Raw genomic sequence first — 13535 nt, 5'->3', positions numbered from 1 at the left:
CGCGGCGCGATCATCAAACACGAGAAAATCTCGCGACCTGCCGATGACCCGTGGAGGGGATCGCGCATGATTCGAATCCGCCCGTCGACCCGCAGAACGGTGTCCCTGGTCGGTGCGCTGGGCTGCCTGGCCGCGCTGCTGGTGGCCGGCCCGGCCAGCGCCGGTGCCGACTCGCCCGCCGACTCCGTCACCGACTACTGCCAGGGGCACTGCAACGACATCCTGCCGCCCGGCGAGAACGGCAACGCCACGCTGGCACAGATCCTGCTCAACCGCACCCTGGGCACCCGGCCCAAGCACACCGACGACCAGCTCGGCAAGTACGCCGACCTGGTGAACGGCTACCAGCAGCTGACCGACGACAAGCTCGGCAGCTACTTCAACGACTCGTCCCTGGGCGTACCGGCCGACCAGGTGGCGAGCAGCATCCAACCGCGCGACGACGTGACCATCGTGCGGGACAAGGCCACCGGCGTACCGCATGTCTACGGCACCACCCGCGCCGGCACCGAGTACGGCGCGGGCTACGCCGCGGCGCAGGACCGGCTGTGGCTGATGGACCTGTTCCGGCACGTCGGCCGGGGCGAGCTGACCGGCTTCGCCGGCGGGGCGCCGGGCAACCGGGCGCTGGAGCAGCAGTTCTGGCGGCAGGCCCCGTACACCGAACAGGACCTGCAGGACCAGGTCGACCGGGTGGCGAACTCCGGTGCCCGCGGTGCGCAGGCGTACCAGGACGTGACCAACTACGTCGACGGGGTCAACGCCTACATCGACAAGGCGTACTCGTCCCGCACGTTCCCCGGCGAGTACGACCTGACCGGGCACGTCGACCCGATCACCAACGCCGGCGGCATCGACCACTTCGCCCCGACCGACCTGGTCGCGATCGCCGCGGTGATCGGCGCGCTGTTCGGCGCCGGCGGCGGCAACGAGGTCACCAACGCGCTGGCCAAGCAGGCGTTCGACGCCAAGTACGGGGTGGCCCGGGGTGACGCGATGTGGCAGGCGTTCCGGGAGCAGAACGACCCGGAGGCGGTGCTGACCCTGCACGACGGCCAGAAGTTCCCGTACGGCGGGGCCGGCGCGGACGCGCCCAGCGTGGCGATGCCCGACCCGGGCTCGGTGACGCCCGAGCAGCTGGTGTACGACCCGACCGGCTCCGCCGGCTCCTCGGCGGTGTCGAAGGCCGCCGTGGCGCCGCGGAAGTACCGCTCGGTCGCCGGCATGTACAACCACGGCGTGCTGCCGTCCGACCTGCTGAACTCGCCGAAGCGCGGCATGTCCAACGCGCTGGTGGTCTCGGCGGCGCACGCCGACGGCGGCCACCCGGTCGCCGTGTTCGGCCCGCAGACCGGCTACTACGCCCCGCAGCTGCTGATGCTGGAGGAGCTGGAGGGGCCGGGCATCAGCGCCCGCGGCGCCGCGTTCGCCGGGCTGAGCTTCTACGTCGAGCTCGGCCGCGGCCAGGACTACTCGTGGAGCGCCACCTCGGCCGGCCAGGACATCACCGACACCTACGCGGTACCGCTGTGCAACGCCGACGGGTCGCCCGCGACGAAGGCGTCCCGGTCGTACCTGTACCACGGCACGTGCACCGCGATGCAGCGGCTGGAGCGCGACGACGCGTGGTCGCCGACGCTCGCGGACCAGACCGCGGCCGGCTCGTACAAGCTGGTGATGTACCGGACGAAGTACGGGCTGGTGCAGTCCCGGGCGACGGTCGACGGCAAGCCGGTGGCGTTCACCTCGCTGCGCTCCAGCTACCAGCACGAGGTGGACTCGATCATCGGGTTCCAGGAGTTCAACGACCCCGGTGCGATCCACTCGGCGTCGGACTTCCAGCACGCCGCGGCCGACGTGAACTACACGTTCAACTGGTTCTACGTCGACTCGACCGACACCGCGTACTTCAACTCCGGCGACAACCCGGTACGTCCGTCCGATGTGGACTTCGACCTGCCGATCCGGGCGGAGCAGCAGTACGAGTGGGCCGGCTTCGACCCGTCCGACAACACCGCGACCTACACCGCGTTCGACGCGCATCCGCAGTCGCGCAACCAGGACTACTACGTCAGCTGGAACAACAAGCAGGCGCTCGACTACGGCACCTCGCAGCCCGGCGACGGCCCGGTGCACCGGGCGAACCTGCTCGACGACCGGGTCAAGGCGCTGGTCGACAGCGGCCGGAAGGTGAGCCGGGCCGAGCTGACCAAGGCGATGGAGGACGCGGCCAACGCCGACCTGCGCGGCGAGGACGTGCTGCCGCTGGCGTTGCAGGTCATCGAGACCGCCCCGGTCACCGACCCGGACCTGGCGACGGTGGTGGACGCGCTGAAGGCCTGGCAGCAGGCCGGCTCGCACCGGGTCTCCGCCAGCGCCGGCGACAAGTCCTACGTGGACGGGGACACCATCCGGATCATGGACGCCTGGTGGCCGCTGCTGGTCTCGGCCGAGTTCCAGCCCGCGATGGGTGACACGCTGTACGCCGCGCAGGCCACGGCGCTGCAGATCAACGAGTCGCCGTCCGGCGGCCAGAACGGCGACACCGGCGGCGGCAGCTCGATCGGCGAGTCGCAGGGCCACAAGGGCTCGTCGTTCCAGTACGGCTGGTGGAGCTACGTGCACAAGGACCTGCGGGCGGTACTGGGCAAGCCGGTGTCCGGCGGCCTCGGCGCCACCTTCTGCGGCGGCGGCGACCTGGCCCGGTGCCGTACCGCCCTGCTGGACAGCCTGCGGCAGGCCGCGGCCGAGCCGGCCGACCAGGTGTACCCCGGTGACGACGACTGCGACGCCGGCGACCAGTGGTGCGCCGACTCGATCATCCAGCACCCGCTGGGCGGCATCACCGACCCGACGATCGGCTGGCAGAACCGGCCCACCTTCCAGCAGGTGGTCCAGTACCAGTCGCACCGCTGACCGCGAGACCGGCGCCGTCCGCCCCCCTCGTGGCGGGCGGCGCCGGCGCGGTCAGGCGGTGACGGCCGGCTCCGCGGACCGGTCGGCGGGTGTCGCCGGGCTCGCCAGCCGGCGGATGTGCCGGTAGGCGAGCAGCAGCGGGACGATGCCGACCACGCCGAACGAGCAGTCGACGAAACGCCAGTACAGCGGGATGTCCCGGATCGGGCCGGCGATCATCGCCAGCGGGATCACCGCCACGCAGGCGATCATCCCCCACTGCACCACCCACACGTTGCGGACCGGGTCGCGCAACGGGCCGACGAACGCCACCGCGATCACCAGGTGTGCGAACGCGAGCCAGTCGGTCCCGTACGCGAGGTACGGGTAGCGGGCGCCCGCGTCGCGCAGCCCGTCGGCCACCGAGGCGAGGAACGCCGCCGGCCCCGGCAGCAGCGTGTCCACCGACAGCCAGTGCAGCACCGTCACCAGCAACCGCGACTCGCTGACCAGGGGAAACGCCGTCAGCCCGCTGATCACCAGGCCGATCATGAACACGATCAGATAGCCGCGCACCCGCCTGATCCTCATGCCAGAAGTATCGAGCGCCGATGTGAAGATCCGATGGACGTCCTGCACGCGTCCCGGGTCGCTTTCGGCGTACCGTGCAACGATGCCGGCGGGCAGTGCGGAGGAGATCGACGTCGCGGTGGCGGCCGCGGCGTGGGCGGCCGGTGACCTGGTGCTCGACGTCCGGACCCCGGAGGAGTACGCGAACGGGCACGTCGCCGGCGCCCGCAACGTGCCGCTGTCCCGGCTGCCGGCCGCGGTGCGCGGGCTGCCACCCGGCCAGCTGATCACCGTCTGCACCAGCGGCGGCAGGTCCTGGCAGGCGGCGCAGCGGCTCGCCGCCCTCGGCCGTACCGCGCTGTCGGTGCGCGGCGGCACGAAGGCCTGGCGCGCGGCCGGTCATCCCGTGGTCACCGGGCCGCTGCCCGGTTCGGCCAGCCGACCGGGATTGCTGCGCCGGCTGCTGTCCCGCCGCCGCTGAACGTTGCCGAGCCCCGCGCATCACCAGCACCGGGCATGGGCGGGCACTGCGCGTCGGGGGAGCGCTGGGCGTCGGCGGGGCCGGGCATGATGGCGGGATGGCACGTCTTGCGCTCGTGACGATCGTGGTCGACGACTACGACGCCGCCGTCGACCACTACGTCGGCGACCTCGGCTTCCGGCTCGTCGAGGACACCGACCTCGGCGACGGCAAGCGGTGGGTGGTGGTGTCGCCGGGCGAGGCGGCCGGTACCGCGCTGCTGTTGGCCCGCGCGGCCGACGACCGGCAGCGGGCCAGGATCGGCGACCAGACCGGCGGCCGGGTCGGCTTCTTCCTGCACACCGACGACTTCGCCACCCGGCACGCCCGGATGCTCGCCGCGGGGATCCGGTTCGCCGAGGCGCCCCGGCACGAGCCGTACGGCACGGTCGCGGTGTTCACCGACCGGTACGGCAACCGCTGGGACCTGATCCAGCCGGCCGCCGGGGCGACGCCGTGACCGCCGCCGGAGCCGGTGACGCCGGGAGCGGTCCGGGAGCCGGCGATGCCGCGCCCGCGGGCGTGGGCGGTGCGGCCGGGATCGCCGAGCGGCTGGGCCACGTGTACTGGATCGGCGGCGGGTCCGGTGGTGCCAAGTCGACCGTCGCCCGGCACCTCGCCGATCGGTACGGGCTGCGCTACTACGGCACCGACGACGTGATGTCCGATCACGCCGCCCGCAGCACGCCGGCGGACAGCCCGCGGCTCGCGGAGTTCGTCGCGATGGACATGGACCAGCGGTGGCTGCTCCGCAGCCCCGAGGTGATGCTGGAAACCTTCCACTGGTTCCAGGGGGAGGGGTTCGACCACATCGTCGCCGACCTGCTCGCGTTCCCGGCCGGGCCGGGCATCGTCGTGGAGGGCTTCCGGCTGCTGCCCCGGCTGGTGGCGCCGCTGCTCGCGGACCGGGCGCACGCGGTGTGGCTGCTCCCGACGCCGCAGTTCCGGGAACGCGCCCTGGACCACCGCGGCGGTAGGTGGACCATCGCCGGCCGGACCAGCGATCCGCGACGGGCGCTGGACAACCTGCTCACCCGGGACCGGATGTTCACCGACCGGCTGGCCGGCGAACTGCGTGAACTCGACCTACCGTGGATCACCGTCGACGGCAGCGCCACCGAACCGGCCCTGACCGAGCGCGTCGCCACCCACTTCGGTCTCACCGCCTGAACCGCGCGGTCCCAGCCGGCCGCCCCGACCCGGCCGGGTCGGGGCGGCCTGGTCCTGGTCAGGACCGGCGGCGGGAGCGCAGGTAATCGCTGACCACCGCGGCGCCCAGCCCGTCCGGGTCCGGGCTCACCACCCGGCCGCCGGTGCGCCGCGCCACCAGGTCGACGAACGCCCGCAGGCTGGGGTCCTCGCCGAGCATGAACACGGTGACCGCGGCGCCCAGCCGGGCCAGGTGGTCCAGCTCGGCGACGGTGACCCGCAGCGTCTCCGGATCCGGCGGGTAGTCGAAGAGCCCCTCGCCGTCGGGGGTCAGCCGGGCGGTCGGCTCGCCGTCGGTGACCACCAGCAGCACCGGCTGCGCGTCCGGATGCTTGCGCAGGTGCCGTCCGGCCAGCAGCAGCGCGTGGTGCAGGTTGGTGCCCTGCTCGTACGCCCCGTCGAGGCCGACCAGCTCCTCCGCGGAGACGGTCTGGGCGAGCCGGCCGAACGTGATCAGCTCCAGCGCGTCGGTCCGGAACCGGGTGCGCACCAGCTGGTGCAACGCCAGCGCGGTGCGCTTCATCGGCACCCAGCGCCCCTCGGCGACCATCGACCACGACGTGTCGACGCACAGCGCGACCGCGGCCCGGCTGCGCGCCTCGGTCTCCGTGATGGCCACGTCGGCCAGCGCGAACGGTGCGTCGTCGGACGGGTCGGCGGCCCGCCGCAGCACGGCGTTGCCCAGCGTGCGCGGCACGTCCCACGGCTCGGTGTCACCGAAGCGCCACTCGCGGCTGGCGCCGGTCGGCTCCCCGGCGGCGCCGGCGAGCCGAGTGTCGCGCTGTCCGCCGCGCGCGGACAGCTGCCGTGCGACATCCCGCAGGGCCGTCTCGCCGAGCCGGCGCAACGCCCGTGGCGACAGCCGCAGCGACCCGTCGGCGGCGCGCTCGAACAGCCCGTCCGCACGCAGCGCCTGCTCCAGCTCGGCGAGCCGGCGGGCGTCGGCCACCGACCGCGGCCCGAGGGTACGCTCCAGCGCCTCCAGGTCGAGGTCGGACAGCTGCGCACCCGGGTACGCCTGGGCCAGCTGCTCGGCCAGCGAGTCCAGGTCGGCCAGCTCGCCCATCGCCCGGCTGGCCTGCCCCAGGCCGAGCGGCTGGTCCCCGTCGAACTCCGCCCCACCGGACCAGTCGAGGTCCGGCCGCAGCGCCTGGAGCTGCGCGTCGAGCTGCGACAGCGCGGCGCCGATCCGAGGATCGCCGAACGCCTGCTGGGACAGCTCGGCGAGCTCGGCCCGCTGCTGTTCGGTCAGGGAGTTGAGCAGCCGGGACGCCTGCGCCGAGCGTTGCGCCAGCGACTCGATGAGCTCGTCGATGCTGCCCGGCCGCTCCGGGAAGAACTCGCCGTGGGCGTCCATGAACTCGGCGAACCGGCGGTCGATGTCCGGCTCGCTGCGGGCGTGCGCGGCGAGCAGCGCGTTCAGGTCGGCGAGCATGTCCGCGACCCGGGCCACGTCGGCGTCGGTGACCTGCCGCATCGCGTCCCGGATCCCGGCGAACCGCTGGTCCAGCAGCTCGCGGCCGAGCAGCCGCTGGATCTCGGCGTACGCCGCGGCACCCTCGGCACTGCGCCAGTCGTACTCGGCGAGTTCGCGCACCGCGCCCGCGGTGTCGCCCGGCAGCGCGTCCAGCTGCATCTCCCGGAACCGCGCGTCGTCCGAGCGCTCCGCGGCGAGCGCGTCCCGCTCGTCCGCCAGCGCCTGCCGCAGCAGCTCGTCGACCTGCCGCAACGTGCCGTCCAGCCGGTACCGGGAGCGCAGTTCGCGGCGCCGCTCGTGCACCCGGCGGGACAACTCGTCCAGCCCGGCCCGGTCGCCCAGGCCGCGGCGCAGCAGCTCGCGCAGCGCCGCCGACGGGGACGCGCCGGCCAGCACGTCCTCGCCGATGGCGTCCAGCGCGGCCCGCGGATCGTACGGCGGGGCGAGCGGGTCCGGCCCGCCGAGGAACCGGGAGTACCGAAACGACGGATCCGAGCTCATCGCCACTCCCTCCGTACCGCAGTGGTGGGTGCCACGCGGCCGGTCATCCGCCGTACACCACCGTGTCGGGGTCGGCGTCGGTCGGTTGCTTGGCCAGCCGGCGGGTCAGGTACAGGTGTTCCAACGCCAGCTCGACGGCGGCCGCGCGGGCCCCGTCACCGGCGTCCGCCGGCAGCCGCAGCCGGCTGACCAGCTCGTCCAGCACCGCGAGTTTCGGGAGCGCGGCCAGCACCTCGCCGGCCGGTACCCGCTCGCCGGTGAGCACCTGGTGCCCGTCGGACACCGCGTCCGCGAGCTCGGTCAGGTCGAGGCCCGCCAGCCGGGCCCGGCCGGTCTCGGCGACCGCCCGGCGCAGCAGGTAGTGCAGCAGCTCGTCCTCCCGGCCCTCCTCGCCGGGCTCGAACTCCAGCTTGCCGCGCAGCACGCCCGGCACCGTGGTCAGGTCGACCGGGCGGGCCACCGCCGGGTCCTCGCCGGTCAGCGCGGCCCGGCGCAGCGCGGCGGCGGACACCGTCTCGGCCGCGGCGATCGCGAACCGGGCGGACACGCCGGAGCGCTGGTCGATCGAGGTCGACTCGCGCAGCAGCCGGGACAGCCGGGCCACCACCTCCAGCAGCGTCTCCGGTACCTCGGCGACCAGCTGCGCCTCCTGCCGGACCAGCGCCACCTCGGCGGTCACCGTCGGTGGGTAGTGGGTCCGGATCTCGGCGCCGAACCGGTCCTTGAGCGGTGTGATGATCCGCCCCCGGTTGGTGTAGTCGTCCGGGTTGGCCGACCCGACCAGCAGCACGTCCAGCGGCAGCCGCAGGTTGTACCCGCGGACCTGGATGTCGCGCTCCTCCATCACGTTGAGCAGCGCCACCTGGATGCGTTCGGCGAGGTCGGGCAGCTCGTTGACGGCGATGATGCCGCGGTGCGCCCGCGGTACCAGGCCGTAGTGGATGGTCTCCGGGTCGCCGAGGCTGCGGCCGGCGGCGACCTTCACCGGGTCGACGTCGCCGACCAGGTCGGCCACGCTGGTGTCCGGGGTGGCCAGCTTCTCCGCGTACCGCGTCGAGCGGTGCCGCCAGGCGACCGGCAGCTCGTCGCCCAGCTGGTCGGCCCGGCGCACCGACGCCGGCGTGACCGGCCGGTACGGGTGTTCGCCCAGCTCGGCGCCGTCGATGACCGGGGACCACTCGTCCAGCAGCCCGGTCAGGGCGCGCAGCAGCCGGGTCTTGCCCTGGCCGCGCTCACCGAGCAGCACCACGTCGTGCCCGGCGATCAGGGCCCGCTCCAACTGGGGCAGAACGGTCGTGTCGAACCCGACGATGCCGGGCCAGGGGTCCTCCCCGGCGCGCAGCCGGGTGAGCAGATTGTCGCGAATCTCGGTGCGGATGCTGCGGTACCGGTGGCCCGAGGCGCGCAGCGCGCCGGTCGTGCGGGGCAGCTCTTCGGGTGCGATGGGAGTCGTCACCCGCACCACGCTACGGCGACCTCACCCCAAACGACCACGCACAACCCCCGGCCCCGCCCGGCCCCGCCCGGGCCCCGTCATTACCCGCCCGGGCCCCGTCACAACCCACCCGGCCCCGTCACAACCCACCCGGCCCCGTCACACCGAGTCCCACGAGCCGCAACCACCGAGGTGACCGCGGGGTGAACACCCCGCGGTCACCGCTACTCGTGGTCGTCGCGGACCCGGACCGGGCCGCCGCGCGCGTGCGGGTGCCGGCCGGCGCGCCCGGCGCCGCCGGGGCGGCGCTGCACCGGGGTGTCGGACCGGACCGGAGGGCCGGCGGGCCGGGTGGTGGACCAGATCCGGGCCAGCGGACCCGGCCGTCGCCCGGCGGCCAGCTGGCCCCAGGACGCCGGCACGAGCGCGGGCAGGCTGCGCCGTGGTTCCTCCGACTCGATCCCGCTGGGCTGTTCGGCGCGCCGTCGCCAGGGTGGTAGCGGGATCGTGTCGAACGGGATGCGGTAGAGCACCCGGCTCAGGAACAGCCCCAGCGGGATCGCCGCGACCACGTCGGTCAGCCAGTGGTAGTCGATGTAGACCATGGTGACTGCGACCGTGGCGGGAGCGCCGAACCGGACCAGCCAGTAGATGACCCGCGGCAGGTACGGCCCGATGAGCAGCATCAGCGCGCCGTACCAGACGATCGCGTTGCCGGTGTGCCCGGACGGGTAGGCCATGCTGTACGGCCCGGAGGGGTGGGCGAACATCTCGACCGGACCGTGGTGCGGCACGGCGCGGTTGCTCCACACCTTGATCGGGCCGATCACCAGGTAGGTCAGCAGGAACGCGGTGGCCGGCACGAACACCGGCCGGATGGTGCGCCGGCGCCAGGCCAGGAACACCGCGATAGCCAGCGTGCCGTAGGTCAGCGGACCACCCTGGCCCAGGCAGCTCAGCGCGTACCCGGTCCACCAGCTCAGCGCGTTGCGGTGGTTGTCCGACCAGTTCAGGGCGGCGGTGTCGACGGCGAGGATGTGGCTGTCGTTGAAGATCAGCGGGATGGTGATCGCCACGAAGATGGCGACCAGCACGACGTCGAACCACCAGCCGGTCGGCCGAACCCGCGGCGGCACGGCGCGGTGCGCACCAACGGCACCTCGCGGTCGCGGAATCTGCGTTCCCGGACTCACCAGCCGGTTGCCTCCCGTGATCATGGCCCCTCACACGCCGTCGTGCTCCGGCCCCCGTAGCCGTCGCGGTGCCAACGGCCGCAGTCCCGGCCGTAGGCACGGTAGGACATCATCGCAAACCGGACCCGCGGGCGGCCAACCGCCGGGGCCGAGGTCACATTCATGCTCAACGAGCGGTGGTGGCATCGGGACTCGCCGTCAGGGCAATCGCCCATTGCATCCCGAACCGCCGCAGCATCCCGAACCGCCGCACCCACCCGGAGACACCACTTGCCGCTGCCGCCCCCCGGTGGCATCGCACCCCCGCCACCCGGGCTGGCCGGACGGCGTCGCTGTCGACAGTCGGGCCGGCTTCGCCGCCACCGGATCGGCTGGGACGACCCCAGCATGCCCGATCGGGCCCGGATCGACCACAGCAGACGGTGCCGTGTCGCGAAGTCACAGCAAACACACGGCTTTCCCAGCGTCCTCTCCGGGAACGTACTCACCGGGGAACGGTCACCGAGCCGGCCAGCGACAGGTGCGCCGACGAGTCGCCGAGGTACACCCGGAACCGGCCGGGCGCCGGCCGCCAGCGCTGAGCCGCGGTGTCCCAGACGCGGAAGGCGCGGGGCGGCAACCGTACGGCGACCGTGCGGTGCTCGCCGGGCGTGAGCCGCACCCGGGCGACCCCGGCCAGCTGCCGCGGCGGTTCCCCGGCACCGGCCGGGAACCCCAGGTACACCTGCACCACCTCGGTACCGGGCCGGGCGCCGGTGTTGCCGACCTCGACCCGCACGGTGGCGCCGGCCTCGTGCCGGGCCACGGTCGGCCGGGACAGCGCGAAGGTGGTGTAGGACAGCCCGAACCCGAACGGGTACCGCGGCGCCACCCGCCGCGCGTCGTACCACCGGTAGCCGACCAGCAGCCGCTCCGAGTAGCGCACGGTGCCGCCCACCCCCGGGTACTGCCCGGGCTCGTGTGCGGGCACCTGGGAGTCGGCTGCCGGGAAGGTGAGTGGCAGCCGACCGCCTGGCTCGGCGTCGCCGAACAGCACCGCCGCCACCGCGGCGCCGTCCTGCCCACCCGGGTACCAGGCGTCGAGGATCGCCGGCACCTCGTCGTGCCAGGGCAGCAACACCGCGCCGCCGCTCTTGACCACGACCACGGTGGCCGGGTTGGCCGCGGCGACCGCGCGCACCAGCCGGTCCTGCACGCCGGGCAGGGCGAGGCTGCGCCGGTCGCTGCCCTCGGTCTGGCCGTCGCCGACCATCACCACGGCGACGTCGGCCCGGCGGGCCGCGGCGACCGCGGCCGGGATGCGGGCGGCGGTGTCGCCGGGCGCGTACCGGACCGTGGCGGCCGCACCGAGCCGCCGCCGGATCGCCGCGACCGGATCGCTGCGCCGCGCGGCGCGCACCCGCGAACTGCCGCCGCCCCCGGTGACCGCGGCACCGGCAGCCGGACCGACCACCGCCACCGAGCGCAGCCGCGGCGACAGCGGCAGGGCGTGTCGCTCGTTGCGCAGCAGCACCATGCCCTCGGCGGCGAGCCGGCGCGCGGTGCCGGCGTCGGCCCGGGTGGGCAGCTCGGTGCGGACCGGGGGACGGTCGAACACGCCGATCCGCATCTCGGTGGCGAACCGGCGCACCAGCATCGCGTCCACCTCGCTCCAGCGCACCGTGCCGGCGGCCAGCGCGCGGCGCAGCGGGGCGCCGTAGCAGCGTCCGCTGGGCAACTCCAGGTCCATCCCGGCGGCCACCGCGGCGAGCGGGTCGTGCGCCGCGTCGAAGTCGGACTGGACGAACCCGTCGAAGCCCCACTGGCCGCGCAGCACCTCGTGCAGCAGGTAGCGGTGCTGGCAGGCGTACGTGCCGTTGATCCGCGGGTACGCGCACATCACCGCACCTGGCCGGCCGCCGCGCACCGCCGCCTCGAACTGGGTCAGGTAGATCTCGTGCAGGGTGCGGTCGTCGATCCGCTCGTCGACGGTGTCCCGGTCGGTCTCCTGGTTGTTCGCCGCGAAGTGCTTGACCTCGGCGATCGTGCCGGTCGACTGGATGCCGCGGATGTCGGCGGCGGCGAGCCGGCCGGCCAGGTAGGGGTCCTCGCCGTACGACTCGAAGACCCGACCGCCGGTGGGCACCCGGGCGATGTTGACGTCCGGCGCCTCCACCAGCCCGTGCCCGGACGCGCGGGTCTCGGTGCCGAGCACCCGCCCGTACCGGTGCGCGGCGGCCGGGTCGAAGGTGGCGGCGAGCGCGATCGGGGCCGGCAGCGCGGTCGCCGCCGGCTGCACCGGGTCGTCACCGGCGGCGACCCCGGCCGGGCCGTTCGTGATCCGCAGCGGCGGCACGGCCAGCCGCCGGATGCCCGGCACGTACCGGTGGTGGGCGCCGCGCCAGATCCCGTGCAACTGGCCGAGCTTCTCCCCGCGGGTCATCGCGGCGACCAGCGCCGTGGCGCGCACCGTCGCCGGCAGGGTGCGATCCAGCCAGGCGCGGGGTGGGCCACCGGCGGCCGCGGCGCTCAACGTGCCGGCGGCGAGCAGCACGCAGGCCAGCGCCGCCGGCCACCGCCACCACCGCACCCGCACCCGCGGCCTCCCACCGACGATCCGGTATCCGGCGGCCATTGTGACCGCCGCCCACCACGCTGCGGAAAGCAGAGCCGGCCGGAGAACGGGTCGGGCGCCACACCCGTGCCGTTCCGCCGGCCACGCGCGGGCGCCGACGATCAGCGGCAGCCGGCGAACCGGGCGGCGTCGCGCCGCGTCGCCGGCCCGGCGCCCGGAAGATCGGCGCTCTCGGGCTCGACGATCGGCCGGCCGGGACCCGCGGGCGCGCCCGTCCCTCGATCCCGGGTCGGACCGTCCGGGGTCCCGCGGCGCGGGACCGGGTGGTCCGGGGTGGCGCGGTGGACGGCGAGGCCGGTACGGCCCGGGGCCAGGTCGGCGCGCAGCACCAGGTCGGCGTCGTAGTCGCCGCCGGCCTCCGGCCGGTACGGCAGCGGCGGCGTGTCGGCCAGGCTGCGCAGCCGGTCGGCCAGCTCGGCCCGCATCGCGTCGTAGCGCCGCGCGCTCACCCGGTTCGCGCCGTCGAGCAGCAACGGTGGCAGCACCCGCATGCCGGTGTAGAAGAACGTCCCGTGCAGCAGGCCGAACAGCGTGTCGGTCAGCTCGCCGTGGATGCCCCGCGGCCCGAGGCTCGGCCCGCGCGCGCCGACGGTGACCACCGCGAGGGCGCGGCGGCCGGCGAGCGTGCCGTCGCCGTACCGCCGGGTCCGGCCGGTGGCGGGATCGGTGACGCCGTAACCGAACCCCTTGACGAAGACCCGGTCGAACCAGCCCTTGAGGATCGCGGGCATGCCGTACCACCAGAGGGGGAACTGCACCACCACCGTGTCCGCCCAACGCAGCTTGTCCTGCTCGGCACGGATCTCGGCCGGCAACGTACCCGAGTCGTACGCGCGGCGGGATGCTCCGGCGACGTCCAGCCGGGCGCCGGCGGGCTCGGCGGGGTAGTCGCTGCCCCGCACCACCGGGTCGAAACCCATCGCGTACAGGTCGGACTCCCGGTGCTCGTGCCCCGCCTCGGCGAGGGTGCGCAGCCCCTCGGCGCGCAACGCGCCGGTCAGCGACCGGGGCTCCGGATGCGCCGACACCCACAGGATCTTCACCACGAACCTCCCTGCTGCATCCCGTCCATGACCCCAGCGTGGACCGGGGCGGCCGGACCGACGATTGGCCTGACAGCC

The 13535-nt window shown here is 74.3% G+C and carries 10 protein-coding genes; 4 read left to right on the top strand and 6 right to left on the bottom strand.

Annotation, left to right across the window (positions count from 1 at the left end):
- Positions 1-66 precede the first annotated feature (66 nt).
- The gene (locus NUM_RS08330; protein WP_207124212.1) at positions 67-2916 is read left to right on the top strand and encodes a penicillin acylase family protein; all 2850 of its coding nucleotides are present in this window, start codon (positions 67-69) and stop codon (positions 2914-2916) included.
- A gap of 51 nt (positions 2917-2967) precedes the next feature.
- Here the strand turns inward: NUM_RS08330 and NUM_RS08325 are convergent, their stop codons facing one another.
- Positions 2968-3486: a hypothetical protein gene (locus NUM_RS08325; RefSeq protein ID WP_207124211.1), complete on the bottom strand. Its 519-nt coding sequence runs from the start codon at positions 3484-3486 to the stop codon at positions 2968-2970.
- A gap of 82 nt (positions 3487-3568) precedes the next feature.
- On the opposite strand from NUM_RS08325, the gene NUM_RS08320 reads away from it, so the two are divergent.
- The 3 genes from NUM_RS08320 (at position 3569) to NUM_RS08310 (ending at position 5155) form a co-directional block, all read left to right on the top strand.
- Positions 3569-3946: a rhodanese-like domain-containing protein gene (locus tag NUM_RS08320; RefSeq protein ID WP_207124210.1), complete on the top strand. Its 378-nt coding sequence runs from the start codon at positions 3569-3571 to the stop codon at positions 3944-3946.
- 97 nt (positions 3947-4043) lie between these two features.
- Positions 4044-4445 (top strand): VOC family protein, encoded by a 402-nt coding sequence (locus NUM_RS08315; protein WP_207124209.1) that lies wholly within the window; start codon positions 4044-4046, stop codon positions 4443-4445.
- Positions 4442-5155, top strand: coding sequence for a cytidylate kinase family protein (locus NUM_RS08310; RefSeq protein ID WP_225918416.1), 714 nt, complete (start codon positions 4442-4444; stop codon positions 5153-5155). Before NUM_RS08315 ends, NUM_RS08310 begins: the two co-directional genes overlap by 4 nt.
- A gap of 58 nt (positions 5156-5213) precedes the next feature.
- On the opposite strand, the gene NUM_RS08305 is transcribed toward NUM_RS08310, so the two are convergent.
- From NUM_RS08305 to NUM_RS08285, 5 genes are all read right to left on the bottom strand, one after another.
- Positions 5214-7172, bottom strand: a complete 1959-nt coding sequence (locus NUM_RS08305) for a vWA domain-containing protein (protein ID WP_207124208.1) — start codon at positions 7170-7172, stop codon at positions 5214-5216.
- 43 nt (positions 7173-7215) lie between these two features.
- A complete protein-coding gene (locus tag NUM_RS08300; RefSeq protein WP_207124207.1) occupies positions 7216-8637 on the bottom strand; it encodes a sigma 54-interacting transcriptional regulator in 1422 nt (473 codons plus the stop codon).
- A gap of 194 nt (positions 8638-8831) precedes the next feature.
- A complete protein-coding gene (locus tag NUM_RS08295; protein WP_207124206.1) occupies positions 8832-9743 on the bottom strand; it encodes a phosphatase PAP2 family protein in 912 nt (303 codons plus the stop codon).
- Positions 9744-10284: 541 nt separating this feature from the next.
- A complete protein-coding gene (locus NUM_RS08290; RefSeq protein WP_207124205.1) occupies positions 10285-12375 on the bottom strand; it encodes a beta-glucosidase in 2091 nt (696 codons plus the stop codon).
- A 140-nt stretch (positions 12376-12515) separates the two neighbouring features.
- Positions 12516-13460 carry an NAD(P)H-dependent oxidoreductase gene (locus tag NUM_RS08285; RefSeq protein ID WP_225918414.1) on the bottom strand — a complete coding sequence of 315 codons (945 nt, stop codon included), beginning with the start codon at positions 13458-13460 and terminating at the stop codon, positions 12516-12518.
- Between the last annotated feature and the right edge of the window lie 75 nt (positions 13461-13535).

This window comes from Actinocatenispora comari (genome assembly GCF_017312725.1).
Lineage (GTDB): Bacteria > Actinomycetota > Actinomycetes > Mycobacteriales > Micromonosporaceae > Actinocatenispora > Actinocatenispora comari.
The sequence above is the reverse complement of the archived record's forward strand: the minus strand, read 5'-3'. Positions and strand labels throughout refer to the sequence as shown.

Excerpts from the sequence above, each read along its gene's own strand:
- NUM_RS08330 (WP_207124212.1), top strand. The coding sequence starts at position 67 with ATGATTCGAATCCGCCCGTCGACCCGCAGAACGGTGTCCCTGGTCGGT.
- NUM_RS08325 (WP_207124211.1), bottom strand. The coding sequence starts at position 3,486 with ATGAGGATCAGGCGGGTGCGCGGCTATCTGATCGTGTTCATGATCGGC.
- NUM_RS08320 (WP_207124210.1), top strand. The coding sequence starts at position 3,569 with ATGCCGGCGGGCAGTGCGGAGGAGATCGACGTCGCGGTGGCGGCCGCG.
- NUM_RS08315 (WP_207124209.1), top strand. The coding sequence starts at position 4,044 with ATGGCACGTCTTGCGCTCGTGACGATCGTGGTCGACGACTACGACGCC.
- NUM_RS08305 (WP_207124208.1), bottom strand. The coding sequence starts at position 7,172 with ATGAGCTCGGATCCGTCGTTTCGGTACTCCCGGTTCCTCGGCGGGCCG.